The organism is Sporosarcina newyorkensis (assembly GCF_900167515.1).
Classification (GTDB): Bacteria; Bacillota; Bacilli; order Bacillales_A; family Planococcaceae; genus Sporosarcina; species Sporosarcina newyorkensis.
The window spans coordinates 245977-269422 of sequence record NZ_FUYJ01000001.1 but is presented as its reverse complement, the minus strand read 5'-3'; the positions used below and the strand labels follow the sequence as shown (position 1 = coordinate 269422).

General features: G+C 45.1%; 29 protein-coding genes. 4 read left to right on the top strand and 25 right to left on the bottom strand.

All coding sequences use genetic code 11. The features are described 5' to 3' along the window. Positions 1–59: 59 nt before the first annotated feature. A complete protein-coding gene (locus B5D59_RS01465) occupies positions 60–1157 on the bottom strand; it encodes a Leu/Phe/Val dehydrogenase (protein ID WP_078816587.1) in 1098 nt (365 codons plus the stop codon). A 204-nt stretch (positions 1158–1361) separates the two neighbouring features. Here B5D59_RS01465 and B5D59_RS01460 point away from each other — a divergent pair, with 204 nt between their 5' ends. Further along, a complete protein-coding gene (locus B5D59_RS01460) occupies positions 1362–1604 on the top strand; it encodes a DUF2627 domain-containing protein (protein WP_078816586.1) in 243 nt (80 codons plus the stop codon). Positions 1605–1623: 19 nt separating this feature from the next. Here the strand turns inward: B5D59_RS01460 and B5D59_RS01455 are convergent, their stop codons facing one another. Both B5D59_RS01455 and B5D59_RS01450 read right to left on the bottom strand, forming a co-directional pair. After that, complete coding sequence (locus tag B5D59_RS01455) at positions 1624–2343, bottom strand: glycerophosphodiester phosphodiesterase family protein (RefSeq protein WP_078816585.1); 720 nt, start codon at positions 2341–2343, stop codon at positions 1624–1626. Beyond that, positions 2336–3898, bottom strand: a complete 1563-nt coding sequence (locus B5D59_RS01450) for a flagellar assembly protein A (RefSeq protein WP_078816584.1) — start codon at positions 3896–3898, stop codon at positions 2336–2338. Before B5D59_RS01450 ends, B5D59_RS01455 begins: the two co-directional genes overlap by 8 nt. Positions 3899–4434: 536 nt before the next feature. Here B5D59_RS01450 and B5D59_RS01445 point away from each other — a divergent pair. Beyond that, positions 4435–5469 (top strand): tyrosine-type recombinase/integrase, encoded by a 1035-nt coding sequence (locus B5D59_RS01445; RefSeq protein ID WP_078816583.1) that lies wholly within the window; start codon positions 4435–4437, stop codon positions 5467–5469. Between the two features lie 458 nt (positions 5470–5927). Beyond that, entirely contained in the window at positions 5928–6569 is a 642-nt protein-coding gene (locus B5D59_RS01440) for a hypothetical protein (protein ID WP_078816582.1), read from the top strand. Positions 6570–6769: 200 nt separating this feature from the next. On the opposite strand, the gene B5D59_RS01435 is transcribed toward B5D59_RS01440, so the two are convergent. The 17 genes from B5D59_RS01435 to B5D59_RS01355 form a co-directional block, all read right to left on the bottom strand. Continuing rightward, positions 6770–7210, bottom strand: a complete 441-nt coding sequence (locus B5D59_RS01435; protein ID WP_078816581.1) for a phBC6A51 family helix-turn-helix protein — start codon at positions 7208–7210, stop codon at positions 6770–6772. Continuing rightward, on the bottom strand, positions 7171–7683 hold the full coding sequence (locus B5D59_RS01430; RefSeq protein WP_078816580.1) for a hypothetical protein: 513 nt from the start codon (positions 7681–7683) through the stop codon (positions 7171–7173). The genes B5D59_RS01435 and B5D59_RS01430 overlap by 40 nt, the downstream gene beginning before the upstream one ends. Before the next feature lie 53 nt (positions 7684–7736). Further along, positions 7737–8147: a DUF2577 family protein gene (locus B5D59_RS01425; RefSeq protein WP_078816579.1), complete on the bottom strand. Its 411-nt coding sequence runs from the start codon at positions 8145–8147 to the stop codon at positions 7737–7739. Next, the gene (locus tag B5D59_RS01420) at positions 8147–10381 is read right to left on the bottom strand and encodes a tape measure protein (RefSeq protein ID WP_176132469.1); all 2235 of its coding nucleotides are present in this window, start codon (positions 10379–10381) and stop codon (positions 8147–8149) included. Before B5D59_RS01420 ends, B5D59_RS01425 begins: the two co-directional genes overlap by 1 nt. Positions 10382–10562: 181 nt before the next feature. Continuing rightward, positions 10563–10847, bottom strand: a complete 285-nt coding sequence (locus B5D59_RS01415; RefSeq protein WP_078816577.1) for a hypothetical protein — start codon at positions 10845–10847, stop codon at positions 10563–10565. Between the two features lie 59 nt (positions 10848–10906). After that, positions 10907–11128, bottom strand: coding sequence for a hypothetical protein (locus B5D59_RS01410; protein ID WP_078816576.1), 222 nt, complete (start codon positions 11126–11128; stop codon positions 10907–10909). Between the two features lie 133 nt (positions 11129–11261). Continuing rightward, a complete protein-coding gene (locus B5D59_RS01405; protein WP_078816575.1) occupies positions 11262–11483 on the bottom strand; it encodes a hypothetical protein in 222 nt (73 codons plus the stop codon). A 1-nt stretch (position 11484) separates the two neighbouring features. Further along, complete coding sequence (locus B5D59_RS01400; protein ID WP_078816574.1) at positions 11485–12207, bottom strand: hypothetical protein; 723 nt, start codon at positions 12205–12207, stop codon at positions 11485–11487. Between the two features lie 17 nt (positions 12208–12224). Continuing rightward, entirely contained in the window at positions 12225–12428 is a 204-nt protein-coding gene (locus B5D59_RS01395; protein WP_078816573.1) for a hypothetical protein, read from the bottom strand. Then, positions 12418–12600 (bottom strand): hypothetical protein, encoded by a 183-nt coding sequence (locus tag B5D59_RS01390; protein ID WP_078816572.1) that lies wholly within the window; start codon positions 12598–12600, stop codon positions 12418–12420. Before B5D59_RS01390 ends, B5D59_RS01395 begins: the two co-directional genes overlap by 11 nt. 153 nt (positions 12601–12753) lie before the next feature. Then, positions 12754–13704, bottom strand: a complete 951-nt coding sequence (locus tag B5D59_RS01385; protein WP_078816571.1) for a hypothetical protein — start codon at positions 13702–13704, stop codon at positions 12754–12756. 4 nt (positions 13705–13708) lie between these two features. After that, entirely contained in the window at positions 13709–13945 is a 237-nt protein-coding gene (locus tag B5D59_RS01380) for a helix-turn-helix transcriptional regulator (RefSeq protein WP_078816570.1), read from the bottom strand. A gap of 562 nt (positions 13946–14507) precedes the next feature. Further along, complete coding sequence (locus B5D59_RS01375) at positions 14508–15047, bottom strand: hypothetical protein (protein ID WP_078816569.1); 540 nt, start codon at positions 15045–15047, stop codon at positions 14508–14510. Between the two features lie 459 nt (positions 15048–15506). Next, a complete protein-coding gene (locus B5D59_RS01370; protein ID WP_078816568.1) occupies positions 15507–15761 on the bottom strand; it encodes a helix-turn-helix domain-containing protein in 255 nt (84 codons plus the stop codon). Between the two features lie 216 nt (positions 15762–15977). After that, positions 15978–16172 (bottom strand): hypothetical protein, encoded by a 195-nt coding sequence (locus tag B5D59_RS01365; protein ID WP_078816567.1) that lies wholly within the window; start codon positions 16170–16172, stop codon positions 15978–15980. 273 nt (positions 16173–16445) lie between these two features. Further along, the gene (locus B5D59_RS01360; RefSeq protein WP_078816566.1) at positions 16446–16679 is read right to left on the bottom strand and encodes a hypothetical protein; all 234 of its coding nucleotides are present in this window, start codon (positions 16677–16679) and stop codon (positions 16446–16448) included. 21 nt (positions 16680–16700) lie between these two features. Next, entirely contained in the window at positions 16701–17003 is a 303-nt protein-coding gene (locus B5D59_RS01355) for a hypothetical protein (RefSeq protein ID WP_078816565.1), read from the bottom strand. A 170-nt stretch (positions 17004–17173) separates the two neighbouring features. On the opposite strand from B5D59_RS01355, the gene B5D59_RS01350 reads away from it, so the two are divergent. Next, on the top strand, positions 17174–17389 hold the full coding sequence (locus B5D59_RS01350; protein WP_078816564.1) for a helix-turn-helix domain-containing protein: 216 nt from the start codon (positions 17174–17176) through the stop codon (positions 17387–17389). A gap of 275 nt (positions 17390–17664) precedes the next feature. Here the strand turns inward: B5D59_RS01350 and B5D59_RS01345 are convergent, their stop codons facing one another. The 5 genes from B5D59_RS01345 to ahrC form a co-directional block, all read right to left on the bottom strand. After that, entirely contained in the window at positions 17665–18228 is a 564-nt protein-coding gene (locus tag B5D59_RS01345) for a tyrosine-type recombinase/integrase (protein ID WP_078817002.1), read from the bottom strand. Positions 18229–19142: 914 nt separating this feature from the next. After that, positions 19143–19937, bottom strand: coding sequence for a sporulation transcription factor Spo0A (spo0A, locus tag B5D59_RS01340; protein WP_009496779.1), 795 nt, complete (start codon positions 19935–19937; stop codon positions 19143–19145). A 231-nt stretch (positions 19938–20168) separates the two neighbouring features. Then, complete coding sequence (locus B5D59_RS01335; RefSeq protein ID WP_078816563.1) at positions 20169–21125, bottom strand: SpoIVB peptidase S55 domain-containing protein; 957 nt, start codon at positions 21123–21125, stop codon at positions 20169–20171. A 109-nt stretch (positions 21126–21234) separates the two neighbouring features. Continuing rightward, complete coding sequence (gene recN / locus B5D59_RS01330; RefSeq protein ID WP_040758110.1) at positions 21235–22941, bottom strand: DNA repair protein RecN; 1707 nt, start codon at positions 22939–22941, stop codon at positions 21235–21237. A 17-nt stretch (positions 22942–22958) separates the two neighbouring features. Next, positions 22959–23408, bottom strand: a complete 450-nt coding sequence (gene ahrC, locus B5D59_RS01325; protein ID WP_009496782.1) for a transcriptional regulator AhrC/ArgR — start codon at positions 23406–23408, stop codon at positions 22959–22961. Positions 23409–23446: the final 38 nt, after the last annotated feature.

The following is a 23446-nucleotide window of genomic DNA, read 5'->3' as shown; positions in this document are numbered from 1 at the left end:
ATTTCAGCGGCATACAGTTTACTAGCTGTCTGCCGCTTCCTTTACTTAGGTAGTACTATTTATTTTTTATTTGAAAGAATGTTCTTTTCGTTGCGCAAGAAGGTGTTTCTCGTTGCGCCCACTCTTGCGATCCGTTCTTCTGCTAAACGATCGGCAGCCTGATAGGAAGGAATGCTGTCTCTTTTTGAAATTTCAAAGATCTTGGCGATTGTATCGTAAATTCCTTCGACACGCTTCAATGCGCGTTCTTTATTGTATCCTATGAGTTCGTCTGCCACGTTGATGACGCCGCCAGAATTAATGACATAATCCGGTGCGTAAACGATTCCCATTTCATGCAGGCGATCTCCATGCTCTGGTGCTTTCAATTGGTTATTGGCTGATCCAGCGATCACTTTCACTTTAAATTGCGGGATCGTTTCATCATTGATGACGGCGCCTAGTGCACATGGAGCGAAGATATCTGCTTCCTGAGAATAGATTTCATCCGTCTCGACAGCCTTTGCATCGAATGCTTCTACTGCGCGTTGAACTGCTTGCTTATTTATATCAGCAACGATCAGATGAGCACCTTCATTATGTAAATACTCACATAAAGTATACGCTACATTTCCGACACCTTGGACCGCAACCGTTTTGCCTTTCAATGAATCATCGCCAAAAGCTTCTTTGGCAGCAGCTTTCATCCCTTTGTAAATCCCAAGAGCCGTGACCGGAGATGGATTCCCTGAAGTGCCTTGACCGGAGGAAATGCCTGTTACATAGTCTGTTTCCAAGTGAATCAAGTCCATATCGAATTCAGTAGTTCCTACGTCTTCAGCTGTAATGTACCGACCATTCAAACCTTCGATGTAGCGTCCTAGCGCACGGAATAATTCATCATTTTTATCTTTTTTCGGATCGCCGATAATGACCGTTTTTCCGCCACCTAGATTTAGACCGGCCGCCGCGTTTTTGTATGTCATTCCTTTTGCTAGACGTAACGCATCTTCAATCGCTGCTTCTTCGCTCTCATAAGTCCACATACGCGCACCGCCTAATGCAGGCCCAAGTGTTGTGTCGTGAATCGCGATGACCGCCTTCAATCCAGATGTTTTATCATAGCAAAGCACCAATTGTTCGTAGTCGTGATCTTCCATGTAAGTAAACATTTCCATTCGTATATCCCTCCAAGTTAGTAAAATAGTATTTGTATGTAATTAATTTTAGATTTCTTACCGCAAGAAAGCAACTTTGACAAATATCAATATACTTTTCATGCTTGTTAACACAATGTCTATATCTCCATCCTACATGATGCCGCAAGCCTTGACAATCCATCCTTACACGGTAAAATTAAATAGGATAAGGGGTTGAATCTTATGGCACGTCTAGCTGCGTTTATCGTTCTTTTAATTCCAGGAATTGCAGCAGCGCTCGGTATTAAATTAATGCGTGATTCTTTGTTCGGGCAACTTTTTCAGCCATTTCCATTCATCTGGCTGCAGTTTTTAGGCGGTTTTCTATTATTCGCAGCAGGGTTAGGATTCTTTGCAGGATTTTTGCTGCGACGCGATCGGAGAAACGGCAGAGTGGCTGACCGATTTAAAAAAGACATGAAATAAAAGGATCAAGGTATTTCAACTACCTTGATCCTTTTATTTTTCTCTGAACACGCGCAGGGTAATCAGTGATCCATCCCTCTATTTGGGGCGACTGACTTAAGAACGACTCCTTGCCCGTCACGCCATACATTCGCAGCGTCTTCTGACTTTCCAACAAAGGCGTCAGATAAGGTTCTTTCCATAAACGCTTATGGAAATGGAAAGCATCCACATCATATGCAGGTAAGCACTCCCAATCCACTGTTGCTTTCTTCAAAAGCAGGGCCGTTTCCACAGAAGGGTCTTGTTGTCTGACCAGCTGCAGCGTTGGATAGTCAAAAGAGGATATATGAACATCTGGTACTCCCTCGATATAATGCAAAATTCGTTCGATGACAGCTGGCTGCCCATAGACAGTTTCCTTCAGCTCGATATTTAACGATAGGCCGTTTTGCTGACAAAAAGAAATTACGTCAAATAAAATCGGGATAGGGTGCCCGAAAAGAAATCTACTTCCACCTTTCCCTATCCTGATCTGCCCCAGCTCTTCTGCGGTTAAGTTATCAACCTGCTGATCAATCCCTGCCAGGCGCAGCAGATTATCATCATGAATGACGACCAATTGTCCATCCTTTGTTTGCTGAACATCCAATTCAATGCCGTCTGCTCCCTTTTTTGCTGCTGCCTGAAAAGCACTCATCGTATTCTCGAAATGACTCCCAGATGCACCTCGATGTGCAAACACCTGACTTTTAGACATTCAATACTCCTTCGCTAGTTAGTTCAAAAACCCCTTTTGTGACACGATTCAACATCGTAGAAATCTTTCCAATTTGGATGTTCACTCCAGGATAAGCTTCTTTCGTTATGTTGATCTTTGGAGAGCTTGCTGTTTGTACGAGCAGCAATTTTGTTTTGATCATTTGATCTAGATCCATGATCTGTTGTTGTTTTGCTTGCATGGTCGTTTTCATCTTCTCCAACATGTTGAGTTGTTCACCAGTCAAACTTGCCCTGGCCCCTTCCATCTTCTTCAAAGTAAGCTCTATTTTCTTTAAATCTTCATGTTCGTTCTTCAATTGCTCGGCCAATCTCTGAATCTCTTCCAGTTCCATCTCTTTATTGACACCTTTTACAGTGAGTTTTGTCAATCGTTCGTGTGTATTCCCTGCAAACGCACATTCAATCGAAAATAGTGCTTCCGTAATACCCCCAATCACTTTTCCTTTATGAGGGTCGATGCTGATGTGATCGGCGTATATTTCAGAGCCTAATGAATACAATCCGATATTCACTTGCTTGCCATAAATTTTGCAGTTGTTTGCATGTTTGACGTATACGTTATTTTTCGCTTCGATAACCGTTTCTCCTGCTCCAAACACACCGCCTTTAATATAGACATCCCCATCTTCTGAACGGATTTCTTTAGCGTTTGCGATCCCCTCTTTGCCCTCGATTGAAATATCACCGGTCGCATTCACGGAAAAACCCGCCAAAACAGTTCCATAGATTTGGACAGAACCATCAAATGTAATGGATCCTGTCTTTGTCCCGACATCGTCCGGTATAATCAGCTGCTTGCCTACCCCGATTACGCCGTTCGTCTGTTCCAATGCCCCGCCGTGCAGAGCACGAAGAATCACTTTCCCGTCCTCTTCAAACTCGCCGACGGACTTGCGATCATAGAACAACTTCACATCTTCGCCTTTTTTAGCGGCAATCACTTCTCCGAATACATTGAATCCAGGGATGCCTTCTTGTGCAAGTTCTTTCTCTCCTATCCAATCACCCTTCGCAATGGAGGTAACAAAGTTTAATTCATAATGATCAGCCGAGCCATCATCCCGGATAATTGGCTTACGATCCGGCATTTCGATATAGCGGACAACGGCATCTTGCCCTTTTACAGGTTCTTGACCGACAGCAGCCGTCATTGGATTGCCGGGAACAAAAGGGATTGTACGGAGTTGTTCAGATTGATATACCACTCCATTTTGCTTTAATAGTTCTTCTGCCTGAAGCAAGAAATGCTCTTTACCTTCTGCAAATTCTTCTTTTGTCGCATAAATATGCAGTTCGACTTTCATTTTACTAGGAGAAATATACAACTCACAAGGAGCGGCATAAAGCCCTATTTCATGATCTCCTTCATTTTGTAGCGCTTTCATTAATTCTTTGAATGAGTGCAATTTCAATCTCGGGAAACCAGATGTTACTGTATCTAAGGACTTGATAGGAAAGCCTTCTTTTTTTGTTCTCATGATGACTTTATTATTTTCTTCAAAAAGGATAAAATGTTCATTTTCTACTAACAACAAAATCCCTCCCCTACTCTCCCTTAGTATAGAAGATTAACAGACCGGGGGAAAGGTCTTTCTGCTTGAACTATTTGCAAATAAGCATTTCCACTCACTCACATAATCTTTATTCTAATAAAATATTTTCAACCTGACTATTCACCCATGGCCCGTCTTATCAATAGAAGAGTCTTTTTGTCTTTATTGCTCTTTCTCACATTGAACATAAAAAACCAATGAATGTAACTATTCATCAGCTTTTTAAGTATAAGACTATGGCTTCACTATTGAAGTGCAGTATACTACTGTGAATATTTCAGTTTACCAACCAATTAAAGCGCTATCATTTCAATGTTTTAGCTCACCATATGCTCCAGACGGATTTTGTCAGCAATCATTGCAATGAATTCACTGTTGGCTTCGCGGGTAAACGTTCATAAGGCGGGCTAAAACCGCGTTTCTATACGTGTAATTCCGACAAACTTTCGGCAATTCAGCGGCAATTCATCGCACAAATTGCGCAAAATTAATTGCTATAGAGAGGATGAAAAAAAATGAGGAAATTCGATTTCCTAAATAAGAAAGATTCGACTATTGATCGGAATTTTAATTTCGAAAGAACAGCCGTCCAGTTTCTTGATGAAAAGAGATTACAGAAAAGGAGTCCTAAAACTATTAAAACGTACAAGCAAGTGTTGGATCATTTCGCGGAATTTTGCAAAGAACGCGAACTCCAAGGTATCGAAGCAACCTGCGTTCGCGATTATGTGCAGTACATGACGTTTGAAAAAGTAAAATGGGATGACCACCCCACGAATATCTCTGAACAGGTCGGAGTATCTGCGCGAACAGTAAATAACTCAATTCGTATTTTACGTGTATTTTATAATTGGGCTGTGAAGAAGCGTTTAGCGTCGTACAATCCCGCTCATGAGGTCAGTACGCAAAAAGAAGATGAACATACCTTTGAGATATTTACTGACGAAGAGGTGAAAATATTACTGAATTCACCAAATCAGCGCACATATACCGGTTTTCGTGATTATGTATTAATGATATTAGTCATAGACACGGGGATGCGTGTTACGGAAATGACATCTTTAAAACGTTTTGATATTAGTTTAATATATCGCCAAATTCACATTCGCGCAGAAATTGCCAAAGGGCGCAGAGCGAGAACAATACCAATAAGTAAAACCACATCGGAATTATTGAGAAAACTTTTTGAGTATGTCGGTCTAGATGATGAAAATAGTGAAGAGTACGTTTTTCTCTCACAATATGGGGATAAGTATTACGGCGAGAATTTTCAAAAGATGCTTAAATTGTACGAAAAAAGGTCAGGCATAACTTTTAGAGGCCGCGTAAGCCCTCACACGTTTCGTCATTATTTCGCAGTTAAATTTTTGCGTAATGGCGGTGACGCATTCGCATTAATGAAAATACTCGGCCATACTGATATTTCTATGACACAACGCTACGTAAACTATATTCAATCAGATTTACAAGAAGTTCACGACAGGGTGTCGCCAACTGAATCATTATTAAACCCGACTAAAAAAAGTAGAGGTGCGGTGAGGTTTAAGTGATATGAAACTCAATTCAAATCCACTTATATAAACGTTGTTCTCTGCCGTTTTCGATCAAATGAAAAAAGGCGACCTAACCGTAACTAGATCGAGTAGGTCGCCTTAATTATTACGTTTGCAATCAATTTCGGAGAATCCGTTAAACAACGGTTAAACATTCCTCAAACCTCGTTTAACGACGGTTAAACCGTAGGCATTATTTCCGTTTCCGTGGCTTCGACGGCAAGCCTATTTTGCGTCCATGTTCCATTATGCGCGCCGCTTCCTCGCGTGCCTGTTCCTTTTTCGTTTGCTTCGTCATATATAACGCCTCCAAAACTATGTTACTCGCAGTATGGACGGCTGGCTTTAATCTTATACATTGCGCCGCATACTACTCCCCTATCGCCCATATCGTAGAGTTAAGTCTGCCACACGGACACACTTTGGCAGGAATAATCCGAAGAAGGGGCGGTAATATGTCAGCAGGGCAGGGCAGTACACGCAAGGCTACGCGGAAACAACGTAGCGATAAAAAGCGGCATGTTGGGCCAACTATTTCGATTGTTTTAAAGGACACGATCCACCGACTATCTTACATTACGGACACGCCGGTAAAAGACGTTGGCGAGGCGATATGTATTAGCGGCATGAAGTCACGCAAGGTGGTCGAATACTTGGCGCAATCATTCCGGCGCGAAATCCGTTTAGGAAATACGCTGTATATGGGCGATCTTAGCCGGCCTTCCTTACAACGCAAAGTGGCCGCAGGCAAGACGGAGCGCATTTCAATCCGGTTTCATGCGCATGACTACGAGGGCATTTCTGCGCTTGCTTACGCGCTGGACGTATCACCGACACGGGCGACGGCGTTATTGCTTGACGCGTCGATACGGAATAGCGAGTTTCTGAACGACTATGTGCGGGATTACTTGCGGCGCGAACTCGACGAGAGACGAATGGAAGAATTGCGGAAGGTCATGCGTTATTTGCGAAAGAATAATCCGTATGAAGACGACCTGACGTGGACTCACCTGCTGACGTATATTTACGATGAAGTAAAAGACAGCGCGCAATCGGTAGCGGACGGAGTGGGGATGTTTATATCGCGTTGGCGCTAAATATCCGAAGTGAAAATTTGATACGGCGAATTTTTGAAGGGTCAAAACGTATTTTTGATAGGTCGATCAAAGTATATCAAGACAGCGATGTTTCGCGGTAGGCGCTTGCCCTCAATAAAACGCCTCCATACGCATATGTCCGTCCATATAAAGCAAAAAGGCGACCGCCTCCGGTTAAGGAAACGGTCGCCTTTTCTTTATTAATCCAACATTTCGTTCAATTCCTCGATACCTTTGCGCAAATCATCGTCATTTAGACGCTGCCCCGCCGCCTTATCATGCGTAACAACTTCGCGCTTCTCAACTAGCTTGCCATTCAATTTATAGAATAATTCAAGCCCCCTGACCGACGCCAGCCCGTTGTTTGAAGTGCCGCTAATCAGTTTAATAAGCTGCGCATCAGCAAGCGCGCGGTAACTGTCGAGCCGCGTATCGCTGACTGCCGCCGAATAGCGAATGAAATCCGGGTCTTGACGCCACTCGTAAAGACAGCGCGCCGTAATGCCGACCTCTTCCGCGATTGCTTCATATGTTCTGCGGGATTCTTTCGTTTCAAATTCGTTGGCTACGAGTAGTTCTGCCGCAAGTAATTGTTTCGGTTTTAGTCGTCGTTTAAGTTCTGCAAGCGTAACGTTTGCCATCTATCATACAACCCCTTTGCTTTCGCATATTCTTCGTCAAAATCATAGTCTAATTCTGCCGGGTCCACGTCATATAAGCTGATCCAGTCGCGGTCTTTTAGCGCCTCGTATAGTAAGTGTAATACCGTAGCTGCGCTCCACGGTTGTTTGTGATTCCGCAAGACGTGATGCAATACCGCTTCGTATCTCCTCGCCCGCCAGTTTACGGTAGATTCCTTAGACATGCCGGCTATTTGAAAATCAACGAGCCACTCTTGCAACTTATCACTATCCATATGCGGAATCTCGTCCGAGTCAAGAATCAACTTTGCCAGTCGCGTAAAGAACGGTCTAGCTTCTTTCAGCGTAATCTCCAACAAGTCGCGCGTAAACGGTGCGGGCGCAGTAGGTTGACGCATGGCACAATAGCCGCGGTCGATATCCTCTTGCTTACTCTTCGCTACTACTGCGCGCATTTCTTCAATAGACCTCATAAATTCGTCTCCCTTCTATATTATAAACGGCAGGCACGTAGCCCACCGCCTAATTAAAACCAAACTGCTTCGTCCAGCACGACGTAGACCATATCCTCTTCAAGACACGCAACAAGGACGCGCGTTCCCGGCACCAACAACGAATCTACCGTGATCTTAGCGTCGCGCATTGTAATAGTTTCATAGCCGTGCGTATGTGGGCCGGTACCGCCAGGCTTAGTTGATCCGTCGATAGTTGCGCACTCGATCTGACTATTGCGCTCATGCTGTGTCAGGTGCTTCGCAATAATGAGTTCTTCTTTTTCGAGTTCCAAACCGTCATGGTCGAGTTTAATGCGGACATTCGGCTCGCCATCGATGACGGTCGCGATCTCGATATTAACCGGCTTTGAGTAGCCGACTTCGCGAATCAATTGGGTGAATTTCGAATAAGTGTTACCTTCAAGTCCAATTCTTCTCTGCATTACGCACCCGCCCCTGTTGCTGCTATTATCTTCTTAACCATTTCGTTGGCGATCCGGTCAACATCCGCTTCTTCGCGCACAACAATTTCGTCTGCTAGTTTAGCGATGTAGATGCCGCCTTTGCCGCCGCTGCTTTCTGTTTGGTTGACGGTGGTGTAGTCGTATGAGCGGTTGTCGTACGAATTGCCGTATGATGACTTGTAGTCTATACCCGCATAGGCGTCGGCTTCCTGTCGTGTAAGGACGGTTTCACCCTTATGCAGTCGAGCCATGTATCCGTCATAAGGCACGCGGTCTAGTCCGTGATAATGCGACTTTGCCGGGCCGCCGATGCCCAGAAAGCTATTAACTGCGCCGGCCGCGCCTTTTAACTTACCGCCGATACTGCCGATCCAGTCCGGTATTTTTACGTTGGCCAAGGCGCCCGCAAAGTCTTTGACGTAGCCCGCGACCGTGCTGATGATGCCGCCGACGAACTCAAACGCCGCTCCGATTGAATCGACTGTGCCCGTTGTCTTTTCTACTGCAGACGCAAATTCACCCGTTAAAAATCCGACGAATGGAGATATGACCGTGTCCCACATAATTTTAAGCATAGTAAACGCCAGTTCAATCGCCGCGCCCAGTAATTCGAGAAGCGGACCGGCTACGTTCCACAACGTCTGAAACGCCCAGATTACAAGATCAATCGCCGGCACTACGACATTCGTAAAGACGATAGTCGCCGCATCCCCGATAATGCCGAATGCCGTAGCAATTCCGCTAAAAATCGGCCCTAGCAAGCCCCACAACGACACGAACACGTCTACAAGGGTCGCGCCGAAACTGCTAAACCTATCTATCAACGTCGCAATGCCCGGCTGTATGCCCTCGATGAACGACATAAACGTATCGCCGATACTTCCGAACATTCCCATAAGCGACTCTACCGCCGGCTGTGCTGCGTCTGCAATCTGCTTCACGCCGTCACCAACGCCGCTGAACGCCTTTTTCAGACTCTCGACGTTCTTCGTAATACCGCTAATTGCGTCAGGTGAGAATCCAATCAACGTCGCGATTTGATATGGCTTCATCTGACGGAGACGGTCGAACGCTTCTTTTACGTCGTCTATCGTCTTAGAGAACGCCACCTTAAACCGCTGTAGCTTGCCGATTTGCTCCATGCTTAAGCCCGCTTCGAGGAACGTCTTGAATGCGTCCGCACTATTGCCCGCGAACATCTGAAATAATCCCTTGACCGCGCCGACAATGCCATCAACTGCACCGCGGAATGGTTCGCTATACTTATAGAAAGCTCGGATTGTCAACGCAAGTCCCGTAATCGCAAGTACGACAAGACCGACCGGTCCCGACAAGAACGCGAGTGCGCCCGCTACCGCACTGATTACGCCCAGCGTAGCGCTAACCCCGAACATGGCACCAACGAAGATGCCAACCGCAATCGCAATCTCTTTGAATATCGACGCATACGGTTTCAACGTTTCGTAGATAGATTTCACTTTATCAATAAACGGCTGAATTGCGGCGGCTGCGCCCTTCAATACGCTCTCAAACTTTTTACCGAACGCAGTTACCATATCGCGCAAGGACGGTAGCCCATTGTTTGCGAGCATCTCGTCAAGCGACGTAATTATAGCCGTAACACCTCGCACTACTGCGAATTTCATGTTAGCAATAGCGCCCGCCCACGTTGCGCCCGCCTGTTTTGCCGTTCCTGCGATCTTTTGAGTGCCGTTCGTGCCTTCCATCATCGCCGTCGTAACGACATCAAAGAACTCTTCCGCCGATACCTTGCCGCTGGATAACGCTTTCTGAACTTCCGTGGTAGACTTGCCGACGGCTTTTGCGTATATGCCCGGCCCGTCAATACCGGCGATGTACAGCGTTTCCATCTGCTGCATAGACACTTTTCCGGAACTTAGCATTTTGGACATCGCCGATGAAACGCCTTCTAACTGCTCGTTTGAGCCGTCTCCGTAGAATGCAACCGCGTCGCCCATCGCTTCAAACCACTTAGTCGCCTTCTTAACTTCAATGCCGCGAGATACGAAGTTCTGTACGGAGCGAGCCGCTGTGTCGAGGCCGTACGCCGTGCCGTCAACGACTGCGCTCAATCCTTTCAGCGCGGCTTTCGCCTTTTCGGACGTGCCGAGCATAGTTGTCATAGTGCGCTCGAATCGCTCCATCGTATCAATCCGGTCGAACGCGCTGCCTATCGAGTTTTTAACTAACATCATTGAACCCGCTAGTGCCGCCGTTGCTCCGATAGCGCCTGCAAGTCCCGCAAAGGAAGACGTAAAACGCTTCATACTGCCCGACGTGCGTTCGGTAACGCTTTGTAAGCGTGTCATATGCGAATTGACGCGCCCCATTCGCGCACTAAGTTGATCGTCTAGCCGTAATCTTGCTACGAGGTCAAGTGCGATAGGTCTTCACCGACTCGTCAATTTCGGCCAGCGTCGCCTTAATTTCACCCGCACGGCGTTCAGCCTCGTCACTGTTGCCGCTATTTACCGCGTGAGCGAATGCAACCATATCGTCGAGGAACGTTAGGGCGAGCGTCTTCGCCGGCTCGTCCAATGTTTCAAGCTTCGCGCGATAGTTTTCAAGGTGCTGTATGCGCGTCTTTTTAATGCGGGGCTTGTCCAATTGCGAGATTATTAAGCGGTTTGCCTCGTCTAAAAACTTTTTAAGCGTCATTTCTTCGCCTACTTTCCGTTATTTTTCCGTAAATAAAAAGACAGCCGCAATGGGCCGTCTTAATTGCTGGCAATAAATGCCTGTTTCATCGCGATATACTGCGCCAGTGCCGTCTTGTCGTCACCTTTGCGCTCGGCTACGAGAAACAACTTAGACAACGTATCAGCATCGACGCGCAAGCCTTCAATATCAGTCTCGCTCGCATGAACGCCTAGTTCTGCCGCTCTTGCAATAACTGTATCGTCGCCTGTAATCGTGATTGGATCGTATTTAATTTGCATAAATAATCGCCTGCTTTCGTTTTTTACACATAAAAAGAGAACGCTGACAAGGCGCTCTCTCAAAAAGGGGAAATGCTTGCCGCTCCCACTGCGCAGATTTCCAGTCCCGCCGTGGTGCGAACGCGGTTATCTCTTAACCGTATTTTTCAACGAAACGCTCCTTAAACTTGGCATAACGCGCCGCCGTGAAATAGTCGGGGCTGCCGTCCGCCGCATTAAACAGGCGTTGCAGTGTTGGCTCGTCTACTGTGTACACGGATACAACCGGCTCTAGTTCACGCGCTTGCCGGCTGGCTGCATGGTCGATAATGTGCTGATCGCCTATAATGAGTAGTGGGTCGTAGCTGATTCGCATATTAATCCTCTCCTTTTCCGACGTAATCCGTCGGATTATTGGCGAATTGCGAGAACTCACTGCCGACGGCCTGTTGAACGGTATTTAATTGCGTACCCGCTCGGAACCAGATATCGCTCCCCAACCTGCTGCCCGCGTCCAGTTCTTCCTGCGCCTCACGGTAGCCGCCTGCCGTCGCCTTAGTGTTCAGTTCTTCCGCGACTCTTGTAAGTTGGGGCTTAAATAGCGGGGCTTCTGATCCGGCCAGCGCTGTTACTTCACGGATGATACTAGGCAGTTCACCTTTTAGCTGCGCGGCAAAGTACGGGTCTTGCGTTTCCTCGACAAATGACTTAACTAGCGTCATTGCTTTTTTGGGATCGGACGCCAGTAGTAATTGCGTTTCAAATTCGGATAGCTTTCGATTGAACGTCTGTACGGCCAGTTCGTTCGGCTTGTTAGCGTCCTCGTTTAAAAACAATTCAGCAGCTACTTGCGCTTCGATTGCAGCTTTATCGTATTCCGCACGCATTGCCGCAGCTTGCTTGATAAATTTTGCGCCCTGCTCCTTTTTAAAATCCTCGAGTTTTTGCAAACGGCCGTGAGGAGAAAGTGTGCGATCATATGTCAAATCGCTTTGTTTCTCCGCGAACGCAGTTTTGTATTCCAGCGCTACGTCAGTAGTGCTTTGTTTGATTTCGTACATTTTCGCTTGTGCAGCTTTCATTTTTTCAAAGTTTGTCATAATTGGTTATCCCCTTTTTATTTGCTTTTGTATTCTGCTAAACGGCGCGCCACTTCTTCATTAAATGGACGCTCGCGCTCAATTCGCTCTTCTTCCGCCTTCTGCTCGGCTTTCTCCGCGCGTATCTGCGCCAGCCTTTCCGCTTCTGCTGCGGCTACCCTTCTGCGGTTTTCAATGGCGCGCATATCGGCATCGACTCGGTTTATAGCCTTAATGTTCATCGTCTGCACCGCCTGTCAGCGCCTCAATTACAGCGCGCATAGTATCCGACTGAACTGTATACGCAATCTCTACGGCATCTAATTCCGCGGGCAAGTCGATTGTTATCGTTTTGCCGCCGGGCTTGTCCACGTATATCTGCCGCGTGCGTGCGTTGTAATATACGTTGGTCAATCCGTTTCACCTGGCAAAAAGCGGCGGCGTGGCTTGCGATTCTTTTGTCTGTTCGATTTCTCCATTAATATCAATCCCCTTCTGTTTTTTGCGCATTATAAATAAGCCACCGCCGGAACTGGCGCTGACATGATGCCCTGATTAGTATGCTTCTTAGTTAAATAACGCTGTGATCGCGCCTAATCCCTTACCGTCTCCCGCATAAATAACGCGTGGATTAATGATAATATTCTGCTTCCTGCGGTCGTGTGCGTTTGTGACATAAGTAAATACGGGCTTGTCGTCAACTTTGACGGCATTTAACGCGCGTTTTAACTTAGCTGGATCATCGTAGCCTAATAATGTCGCCAATTTATTGAGTGGCATAGGACGCAACATTTCCTCGATTGTTTCCTTCGGGTTATAACAGACGATATTCGTATTAAAATTCAGAAACGGCATCACGGAATAGATTATCGCCAACTGCCCTAGCGTTCTACCCTTGAATTTCGCATATAAATCGCGTACCGTTGTCCTAAACATGCGCGTATATTGCAAGTGGCTGACGTCTAATCCACTGCCCTTAATATGACCACGGAAGAATACCGTCGGATTCACAAAGATTTCTCCCGTTTCCTTATCCTCGCGCAAAATACCCTCAGCTTCGTATCGGCGAAACAACTCATTGAACCGTCTGCGCGACATTTCTACGAGGCTTTCCAGCTTTTCACGGTCGATGATCGCCTTGCCGTTTTCCGATTGCAGGCGTCCAGTCTTCCACGCGACAAATGTACCGATATACATAAGGCGCGCAATATCCTGCTGTGTTAATGAAGGAAAGCGTTCCTCGATTGTGCGCGATTGTTTGAAGAAGGCAAAGACGAAGCCGCCGTTTTCCTTTTCGAGTGCGGTCAAACCGTCCACTACTTCTAGGCCGCGAGCTTGCTTTTCCGTCGTTTTTACGACTACATCGACCATGTGCGTTATATCTCTGCCGGATTGGTCAAACGCCTTGCCGTCAATGACCGTCATATTCTCTTTTGCAGCCATTACTCCGCGTTTTATCCGTGGATGTAAGCCCATCCAATGTTGTTGTTCTTGGATTCTGTCTATCTGCCTAGTCATATCATCATTCCCCCATTTTATTGTTTAATCGGGCATAAGCCTCTACGATTTTCGCAATGGCATCGTCATCAACTGGAAAGGCTGCGCGTACCCTTTCAGCTATCGAAGACGTCAAGTGACGCTCATCACGTTCAATAGCTCCGAGTAGTGCGCCGGAAATACCTACTTTACGGGCGAGGTGCCCTTGTGTCATGTTCAGGTTCGTTCGGCAAATGCGAATGATTTCAGGCGTTAGTTGCATCGTTCATACCTCCTTGTGGTTTTTTATTAATACAACGCAGTAAATAAAAAGACCGCCCGTATGGACGTTACTTTAAAATACCTTTTGGCTAATCCGTAAAGTTTCCTCTATAATGTACAGCCAACTAAAAGACTTTTTAGCAATAGCGATTTACTAAATCAGTTATAAAGTCCATTTCCCTTCACCCCTCCTAGTAGCTAAACGCCCTTTTTAAGAGTATTAAAATGCATTTGTAACACAATTGTAATATATTCATTCACATTTTAGACACATATTGCAATTTGAATTGGTATTTCAAAATACCCCTCTCACCTTATAGGTGTCGGTAGGCGTATTTTTAGGTATTTAACTCCGAGAATAATTTAAACTAACGTAAATAAGCCTGCCCGGTACATACTGGCAAGCGATTCCGCACGTTTCATTTTCCTACCTATGACTACTTTCTGTAAGCTAAATGACGGCGCTTGTCCGTACTCTTTCGGCGTCTATATAGGTAGCTAAACGGGTGCTTTACAACCTTTTACGTTGACATTACGTCATATATCCGCTTAAAGTACCTCCTTCACCGCCGTTTCCTGTAAGTTTCCGCAAAATACCTGTCCATTTCTTCCGCAGTCATCTTATACGTTGTAACTTCGCCAGGCTCTTTGTCGTCATGCTCCGCAAAACGGACGGAAACGCCGTGACTTCCCTTCTCGTCGCCGTCATACGAAATTACTTCCGACTTCTTGCGTCGTCCGCCGATCAGCTCGTCGATCTGCCTTCTGCCGATAATTCGCTCGACTTTATCTGTCGGTTGCAGCGATTCATGTTTCTGCGCTAGGTTCTGCATCACGCGCGTTTCCCAAAACGGATATTCCGAGTGGCTCATTTGATAGATTTCGTATTGCGTCGGCTTGCGCGGAATGTGTGCCGTGTCTGCCGCGTACTTATCCCGTTGCTTTTGCTTGCGGAGCGAATCGCCGCAATCTTTGGAACACGTCTTTTTATTCTTCGGCTTCGTATTATCGAAAAACAGCTCGCCGCACCAAGCACAATGTTTAACGCAATCGTCCGAGTCATCCGATAGAATAGAAGTTTCCCTCGTCTTCAATTCTGTCATTTCTCCGATTCCCCCCAGTTTTTGTTTTCGTGTTTCCGACTACTTTTGCGGCATACAAATCGCATAGGTATCGCATTCCCAAAAATAATACACTGCTTTGACGTCCCGAAAACCCAATAATACACTGCTTTGACGTCCCCCTGATTCCGTCATTACAAACACAACATGTTGTATTAAAACGTGATACCTACGCGGTTTTAACTCTATATATTGTGTTCGTAGTGATTTACGGCGGACGTTTGTATATCTTATCAGTCAATCTCTTTCTCTAAACTTCGGCGCAATATATACCTAGTAATAAAAGATGAAGAACAAGGTCAAGAACATACCTCCGGCTAAAGCCGTCGGACGTATCTTCACTCTATTGCGTTGTTACTTAAAACATGGCGCAATAATGGAACACGCTGACAGTCGGAAGGGCTTGCCCTGACGACAACGGTTTAATCTTTCACGGTTCTACTAACGCAAGTCTGCGGAACTATACGCCCTTAGTAGCGTCTGCCGTTGCGAATCAATCGCCATGATCTGCGCCATCTTATCCGCTGTCAGGTCGAGCGTTGCCGCAATTTTGTTACGTAGGCTGTCGGTCAACGGTCGTGCTCCTGCCTCTACTTGCGCGATGTACGGCTGTGATACGTCCAGCAGGGCGGCTAGTTTACGCTGCGTTAGACCGTGGAACGTGCGGACGGTTGCAAGGTTGTCTGCGTTTAGCATATACGATCAACTCCTTTAGTTATATTTGATAGCTACGATATTAAATAAAAAGGATAGGCGGACCCTTCTCACCTATATAGGCGGACCAAACGGTCAAAAGACAGTCTTCAAACGCATGTTGTAACGCAACTGTAATATACGTCCCTTACTATCTATATCGTATAGAAAACGGAAACGCGGAATTTAAACTCAAAAAGAAGGCGTCCGCAAACGCCCCTAGCCCAAGCAATCGCTGATAACCGTCACGCGTCGGTCAAACATAAATGTCTCGATTTCGTTGATTGCACCCGTCAATGCGTGCAATTCGCGGAGCAACGCTACTTCTTGCGTCTTCTTGTATTCCGCACCCGCCGCATAAAACTCACTTTTCAGGTAATTCAACGTACGTTCAAGCCGCTCTGATCGTTCCATATCGTCCACTCTCCTTAAATAAAAGAGGAAGCCGTTGGCGCGACTCCCTCGTAATTGGCTGTCACCGTTTGGCGCCGGTTCATTTAACGTATATTAGATTGTTGGCGCAATCCGTCACGCACCGTATTCACTGCCGCTATAATGATGTGAGAGTACGGCAGTCTTGCAATTATTGCGTACTGATTTCGTCGAGCATCCGTTCAAATTCGGCTACTTGCGCCTGTTCTTCCGGCGTTAATTCAGCATCGTCAAACGGCACTAACTGCCAAGCCTTCATACGGCCACCGCGTCGGCTGGCTTCGGAATTCTGCGCGTCCAGCGATCTGTAAGTAACGTAACAAGTTGCGCGCCGGTGATTTCCGTGCGGCCTGCGCGGGCCTGCTTGCTTGCGCCCGTTAGCTCCAAGAATAGCTCGCGCGAAACGTTGTACTCTGCGCCGTTTTCGATTAAAACTACGATGTACCATCCTACGATTGTCTTTCTAAATCCGATTTCTGTCGTTTGCATAACCCATTCCCCCGATAATTTTTATTTTGATGTTCCCGTTAAGAACTCGCCTAACTGCGCGATTGTCATATTCGCGAGTTTTTCGATGTCTATATCTTCTACACTGTTCCCCTGAAATATGTCGACTTGAAAATGCAAGGCATCACGTGCATTAACCGACTGCTGATCGTCCGCGATTGGCTCGTCAAACAGCAGAAAGTCTAAATCCATTTCGTCCGCATCCAAGACTAATCGTGGATTTATAAGAAACCCTTCATCATGGCGCGTCCAGCCCAATATCGGACCGTCGCTGTAATCCTCGGTTACAACTATAATGCGTCTCATTTATTTCACCTCATTTCAGTTTTGAACACCTTAGTGTGCATTTCTTAATTCTTACTATAAACACCTTAGTGTGCATTGTCAATAGTTTTTATACATATTTCTAAAATTGTTACACACCTTAGTGTTCAATGGTTTATACTAGTAGTAGATACTAAAGGGAGGTAATAACAATGATCGTTATTAAACTAAAGGAAACAATGAAAGCACAGGGCTACAATATCGGAACTCTTGCGGAGGCTGCCGGTATGCACCGTAACGGAATTTCAAAGATATTGCGCGGGGTAAATAGTGGAATAGAGTATGAAACATTGGAACGGTTATGTAAGGCGCTGAGTTGTAAAGTGGGCGATATTATCGAATATGTAGAAGAGGACTCTGCAGAATAATCGCGGAGTCTTTTTATTGCTGCGCCAACCCCCCGGATTAAAAAATATTGCGTGTAAGCACGATGCACCAGTTTCGCCCATTTCGACGGGGCGGCTTGGGGGAAATCGGAATTCACCACGAACGCCCCCCCTGCCTCGCCCGACTTACGACTTCAAGGCACGCAAAAAGCCGTTCAATTTACGCTTGTTTTCAGCGCATTTAAACGGCTTTAAATCGTTGTAATGTATTTGGTTGTGCAAACGTTTAGACGCGCTAGAATCAAGCGTTAGCAAGCTTAAAACAAGCCTAGACCACGAACAGATTCGCGTATGTCTTCGTCACGTATGCCGATGTATCTGCGCGTGATTTGTTGCGACGAATGGTTAAGGATTTCGGACAGCGTTACGAGGTCTTTCGTCTTCTTATAATAGAAGTAACCGAAAGTCTTGCGCAAAGTGTGCGTGCCGATGAAGTCCCAATCGAGCATGTCAGCCGCCTTGTCGAGCGCCCTGTATGCCTGTGTAGGCGTGATATGGCCGCCTTTGGCCGAGGCGAATAGGTAGCCTTCCGCGGGCTTGTCGGCGAGGTAGTCCGCTATCTCCGGCATGATGTCGTCAAGATAGACCTCGCGCGCCTTCTTCGTCTTACCTTCCATAACGAGTACGGAAGCACGCCCCCTCACGTCCTCAATGCGCAGCTTTACGAGGTCGCCAATGCGCAGGCCAGTCGAGACGCCTAACTTGAATAGTAAGACGTTGCGGTCCGCTGTTTTCGGCGATGCTGTTATAATCGCGTCGATGAACTTCGCAATGTCCTCGGTTGTTCTGATCGGTTGTACGTTTTGCATTTGATTCGTCATGAGTTCCGCCCCTTTTCCAATGTATGCTTTTGCTATTGAGCTAACTATATCATACGTCATTAAAAGTTACAACCTCCAAACGCCGTTATCATGCGGTTTCCGATGTAAGCTTTCCTCAAAAGCGTACATTGCGCTGAACCCCCGTAGTTTATAGAGGGCCTACACGCAGCCCCTACTTCCCGCTGTTTTTCGGAACGATTCGGAAGGATTGCGCCTTACTAAAACGCGCCGTAGTCGTAGCCTATGCGGACATTAACGGACAGGCTTTACGCGTCAAATAGCCTACCGCATCGACGGCGGCATCATCGTCTGGCTGTAAACGCAAAAAAGGCGGCACGCCTACGGGGAGATTTCCCGCAAGTGTGCCGCCTTTTTGCTGCTTTATTTTAACGCCGATTTGACGATTGCGCCCGCTGCCAACGCAAGCAAGTCGCCGTCGCCGATGTAAATTAAACAGTCTGTAAAAATTTAAGACAATCGTTAGTCAGTCACTTGAACACGCTTACAAAGTTGTTGAACGGGTCCAAATGACGATTGATAGGATTAGACAAACAAAACCGCAGACGAGCTTGTACCTAGTGCTAGGCAGCTAGAAACGTCCAATCAGATACTTGAAAGTCAACTCTGCCATTAGAATATTCTCTACGATTCAACTGTATTCTATTTCTAGGACCAATAACCCTAAGAATAAGCTATTTTTCACGAACGTTTAAGAATATTTATAAATCATTATTCGTAAAAGTTTAATGTAGGTCGTCCAGTTTATCGGTTAGCCACATGCCGCAAACCTATGGTATAATGCAGATTGCGCAATAATTAGTCGCTACGAATGCGCGAAATTCATTGCAATGACGCGGAAAGTTCATCGCCAATTCAACGCACAATTCAACGCTACAAACAGCGGAGTGACAACGTTAGCTCACCATATGCTCCAGACGGATTTTGTCAGCAATCATTGCAATGAATTCACTGTTGGTAGGTTTACTTTTTAGATGATGCACTGTGTAACCGAAAGTTTTGGAAATCAAATCGTAATTCCCTCTATTCCAAGCCACTTCAATTGCATGTCGAATTGCTCGTTCCACTCGAGAAGGGGTAGTATTGTATTTTTTTGCAATATCCGGATATAAGATTTTAGTGACAGAACCTAAAAGCTCTACGTCGGTATATACCATCTGAATGGCTTCACGTAAAAATGCATAGCCTTTAATATGCGCAGGTACGCCAATTTCTTTAATCATGGATGTAATGGCAGTGTCCAATACTTTTTGAGTGACTGCTCCTGTCGTCTGTGTTGATTCCTGAACAACGTATGATGGTGTAGTCGTTTTTGGTTTTCCAGCAATTTTCAAGATTTGTCCAATCAATCTATCAAATTCAAAAGGTTTTAGCATGAAGTAGGATACACCTAATCCAGCTGCTTGCGTCATGACATTCTCCTGACCAAAAGCAGTCAGCATCATAATCTGCATATTCCCCATGCCGCCGGTTTCATGTATGGTTTCCAATACTCCAATACCATCTAAGTGAGGCATGATAATATCTAATAATAAAATGTCCGGGCGTTCTTGCTCCAACATCGATAAGCATATTTGTCCATTATTCGCTGTCCAGATCACTTCAATCTCCGGATGTTTTTCAAAATAAGACACCATCGTTTTGACCAACTCTTTATTATCATCCACAATCGCAATTTTAACGTTATCCATTATCCATTCCCCCTGAAATAATATCTGAGCAAAAATGCTAGCATTCGTTGAATCCCTCTTATCATCGTAAGTGAAATTTCTGGCAATTTCTACTTTAACTTTTAATTTCGTTCAAATTGATACTTCTGTACGATGGTTTCTATGTATTTCGACGTTTTTCTTTTTTATTTTCAACAGGCAGCACATAGGATGGAAAACTGCCTATGCAAAAACTTTGCATAGGCAGTTTTGTCACTTTTCGTTCGTTCTCATCGTTTTAAGAAACAAACCGGCCCCTTTTTCCGGCTCATCGACAAACATATGAGTGATTGCACCGACAAATTTTCCATTCTGGATCACAGGACTTCCGCTCATGCCTTGTAATATGCCGCCAGTCTTTTTCAACAACTTTTGGTCTGTCATCAGGATTTGGAATTGTTCTTCTTCTATCTTCGTGATTTGGATAGTGAATTTTTCTACGGTCGACCCTTGTACAGTCGTATAAATTTCTGCAGGACCTACCGTTAGGTCAAGAGGCTGCATAATTTCAAGTGGTTCTGCCAACACTTTACTGTAAGCATTTTTCCAACTGCCAAAAATCCCATAAACATTATTGATCCGAATATTCCCAAGCAAATTATTTGGATCTACAATCGAAGAGATTTTATAACCTGGGGAACCTGGCGAACTTTTCTTGATTTGATTAATTTCCGATAAATAGATCGCGCCTTTTTCAAAAGAAGGAGGCGATTCGAGCGTACTGTCGATAATTTGATGGCCTAGCGCTCCGTATGTGTCGGTTTTCGGATCCACATACGTCAGGGTGCCTGTCCCCTCAGTCCGGTCTTTCAAAAAAGGCGTGACGCGCTTAATGAGCTGCAAATCTGCCTGGAGTGTTTGCTTTTCTCCATTACGCATAATGCTTATCTTCATCGTAGCAGCATCATGCTTTTGCACCGACCGTTCAAAATGGACGAGTTGCTTTATTTCTTCTCCATTCAATTCTTGAATGATATCCCCTTTTTTCAGCCATTGTTCCTGACCAATCAAAATGTCGCTTGTTACGTAAATCCCACTTAAATCCATCTCGATTCCGATTGAATCCCCCATCGGAATAAGGAATTCCTCTTCGGCATTGGCAATTACAGGCAGCATGTAGAGCATCAGAAGTGTGGCCAAAAAAGTCTTAATTGATTTATTCCATCCCATGATTCACCTCCTCAACGAAAGATACCTTTGGTATGTCCGATCGCCCGGAAAGTATGAAAGGGTAAAATAAACAATGCGTGTAAATTGAATTGGTTAGGGAATAATTTAACTAAATATCTTTACGAAAAGCTTGTTTCCTTTGGCTGGCCAACGTCAATAATTCATCTGCATGTTGAAGTGTCAAAGGTGTGATTTCAGCACCCGACAACATTCGAGATAATTCTTCTGTCCGCTCTGTCTTCATGACATCATGAATCGCTGTTGTTGTTCGGCCGTCATGGATATCTTTTTTAATTAAATAATGATGATCTGCCATCGCGGCAACTTGCGGTAAATGCGAAATACAAAGGACTTGGGAGTGACTGGCAATCATTGCAATTTTTTCTGCGATGGATTGTGCTACTCTTCCGCTTACACCCGTATCGACTTCATCAAATATAATGGACGTCACGCCTTGATGCTGAGAAAATATGGTTTTCAACGCCAGCATCATTCGTGATAATTCGCCGCCTGAAGCTACTCTTACAAGTGGTTTTAACGGTTCTCCTAAATTGGTGGAGATCATGAAAACCACTTCATCAAAACCGTTCGCATCAAATTGTTTCGGCTCTTTCTGTTGAATTTGCACTTTGAATGTTGCTTTTTCCATATAAAGTTGTTTCAGTTGTTCCTCTATTCCTTTTTCAAGACGAAGCGCAGCTTTTTTTCGAATAATCGATAATTCATTCGCTTCTATTTCCAAGTCTTTTACGTATTGTGCTAATAATTCTTGGTTTTGATGCAATCTTTCGTCACGATTCACCAATTGATCAAGTGCATCGGCAATTTTATCCCGATACAATAAAATTTCTTCTAACGATTTTCCATATTTTCTTTTTAATGTCAGAAATAACGCTAAACGCTCTTCGACAAAATTCAAACGATCTGGCTGAAATTCCATACTGTCGATCAGCCGTTTTAAATCATGCGAAACATCTTGCAGTGAATAAAATGAAGAATTCACAGTCTCCGACAACGGTACCAATTCCGTGTCAATCGATGCTGCTTCTTCCAGATCACTCATCGCATTACCAACCCAATCCAAACCATGAGATTCCAGGGCAATTGCCTCATAGGAAGTATTCAAGCGATCAAAGAGTCGATGGAAATGCTGCAATTTCACGCGTTCAGCCTCTAATTCCTCTTCTTCTCCAATAACCAAATTTGCAGCATCGATCTCTTCCAGTTGAAATGAATAAAGATCAATTTTCTGAGCGATTTGCTGTTCATCCTGTGTTTTCGCAGCGATGAGCTGTTGAAGTTTTTTATATTTATCATAAATCTCGGTATATGTAGACAGAGCACGCTCAATTGGTTCTCCAATATAAAAATCAAGTAAATGAATATGGCGGCGTTCATTCATTAATTCCTGATTCTCGTGCTGCCCATGAATATCAATAAGCATACCACCAATCTCACGCAAGATTGCTATGGTCACCAATTTGCCGTTGACACGACAAACTGACTTTCCATTTACGTTCAGGTCTCTGCGCAAAATGACGACGCCTTCCTCTGCTTCTATACCGAATTCTTCTAATCTGTCCATCACAGCCTGTCGATTGACATCAACTGTGAACATCCCTTGAAGTTCAGCTTTTGTCGTCCCATGTCGGATAAACTCCTGCGAGCCTCTCCCACCTGCCAATAATTGCACTGCATCAATAATGATTGACTTTCCGGCACCTGTTTCACCTGTCAGAACGGTCAAGCCTTCTTCAAATGTGATTTCAAGTTGTTCTATAATGGCAAAGTTTTTTATCGAAAGTTCGCTTAACAAAGAACTATTCACCTCACTTATAGCATTGCTAATAATTTATCTTTTACGTAATCGGTCATCGATTCTTCCCGGCAAATGATCAGACATGTATCATCGCCGCAAATCGTCCCAAGCATTTCTTCCCAATCCAAATTATCAATTAACGAACCGACAGCTTGCGCGTTGCCGGGAAGCGTTTTCAACGTGATAAAATGACTTGCGCTGTCGATACCGACAAATGCATCCTCCAGCATTCGTTTTAACTTTTCTTCTGTGTTGTACCGATGAATAGGCGGGAGACTATATTTGTAATTGCCTGAAGGCGAAGGTACTTTAATTAGATGTAATTCTTTTATATCTCTAGATACAGTCGCTTGTGTCACATCTACTCCTGCATGTTTCAGACTGTCTACCAGTTGATCCTGCGTCTCGATTTCATTATTCGTAATAATCTCTCTGATCCGAAGATGGCGCTGTCCTTTGTTCAATTTTCAATCACTCCGATTCTCTTCTATACCTAACTTCT

Excerpts from the sequence above, each read along its gene's own strand:
- B5D59_RS01445 (WP_078816583.1), top strand. The coding sequence starts at position 4,435 with ATGAGGAAATTCGATTTCCTAAATAAGAAAGATTCGACTATTGATCGG.
- B5D59_RS01360 (WP_078816566.1), bottom strand. The coding sequence starts at position 16,679 with ATGCAAACGACAGAAATCGGATTTAGAAAGACAATCGTAGGATGGTAC.
- B5D59_RS01405 (WP_078816575.1), bottom strand. The coding sequence starts at position 11,483 with ATGCGAATCAGCTACGACCCACTACTCATTATAGGCGATCAGCACATT.
- B5D59_RS01350 (WP_078816564.1), top strand. The coding sequence starts at position 17,174 with ATGATCGTTATTAAACTAAAGGAAACAATGAAAGCACAGGGCTACAAT.
- B5D59_RS01440 (WP_078816582.1), top strand. The coding sequence starts at position 5,928 with ATGTCAGCAGGGCAGGGCAGTACACGCAAGGCTACGCGGAAACAACGT.
- B5D59_RS01370 (WP_078816568.1), bottom strand. The coding sequence starts at position 15,761 with ATGCTAAACGCAGACAACCTTGCAACCGTCCGCACGTTCCACGGTCTA.
- B5D59_RS01355 (WP_078816565.1), bottom strand. The coding sequence starts at position 17,003 with ATGAGACGCATTATAGTTGTAACCGAGGATTACAGCGACGGTCCGATA.
- B5D59_RS01460 (WP_078816586.1), top strand. The coding sequence starts at position 1,362 with ATGGCACGTCTAGCTGCGTTTATCGTTCTTTTAATTCCAGGAATTGCA.
- B5D59_RS01335 (WP_078816563.1), bottom strand. The coding sequence starts at position 21,125 with ATGGGATGGAATAAATCAATTAAGACTTTTTTGGCCACACTTCTGATG.
- B5D59_RS01410 (WP_078816576.1), bottom strand. The coding sequence starts at position 11,128 with ATGCAAATTAAATACGATCCAATCACGATTACAGGCGACGATACAGTT.
- B5D59_RS01395 (WP_078816573.1), bottom strand. The coding sequence starts at position 12,428 with ATGAACATTAAGGCTATAAACCGAGTCGATGCCGATATGCGCGCCATT.
- B5D59_RS01420 (WP_176132469.1), bottom strand. The coding sequence starts at position 10,381 with ATGTTAGTTAAAAACTCGATAGGCAGCGCGTTCGACCGGATTGATACG.
- B5D59_RS01365 (WP_078816567.1), bottom strand. The coding sequence starts at position 16,172 with ATGGAACGATCAGAGCGGCTTGAACGTACGTTGAATTACCTGAAAAGT.
- B5D59_RS01435 (WP_078816581.1), bottom strand. The coding sequence starts at position 7,210 with ATGGCAAACGTTACGCTTGCAGAACTTAAACGACGACTAAAACCGAAA.
- B5D59_RS01345 (WP_078817002.1), bottom strand. The coding sequence starts at position 18,228 with ATGACGAATCAAATGCAAAACGTACAACCGATCAGAACAACCGAGGAC.
- spo0A (WP_009496779.1), bottom strand. The coding sequence starts at position 19,937 with ATGGATAACGTTAAAATTGCGATTGTGGATGATAATAAAGAGTTGGTC.
- B5D59_RS01400 (WP_078816574.1), bottom strand. The coding sequence starts at position 12,207 with ATGACAAACTTTGAAAAAATGAAAGCTGCACAAGCGAAAATGTACGAA.
- B5D59_RS01430 (WP_078816580.1), bottom strand. The coding sequence starts at position 7,683 with ATGAGGTCTATTGAAGAAATGCGCGCAGTAGTAGCGAAGAGTAAGCAA.
- B5D59_RS01375 (WP_078816569.1), bottom strand. The coding sequence starts at position 15,047 with ATGACAGAATTGAAGACGAGGGAAACTTCTATTCTATCGGATGACTCG.
- B5D59_RS01415 (WP_078816577.1), bottom strand. The coding sequence starts at position 10,847 with ATGACGCTTAAAAAGTTTTTAGACGAGGCAAACCGCTTAATAATCTCG.
- B5D59_RS01380 (WP_078816570.1), bottom strand. The coding sequence starts at position 13,945 with ATGCAACTAACGCCTGAAATCATTCGCATTTGCCGAACGAACCTGAAC.
- B5D59_RS01425 (WP_078816579.1), bottom strand. The coding sequence starts at position 8,147 with ATGCAGAGAAGAATTGGACTTGAAGGTAACACTTATTCGAAATTCACC.
- B5D59_RS01455 (WP_078816585.1), bottom strand. The coding sequence starts at position 2,343 with ATGTCTAAAAGTCAGGTGTTTGCACATCGAGGTGCATCTGGGAGTCAT.
- B5D59_RS01385 (WP_078816571.1), bottom strand. The coding sequence starts at position 13,704 with ATGACTAGGCAGATAGACAGAATCCAAGAACAACAACATTGGATGGGC.
- B5D59_RS01465 (WP_078816587.1), bottom strand. The coding sequence starts at position 1,157 with ATGGAAATGTTTACTTACATGGAAGATCACGACTACGAACAATTGGTG.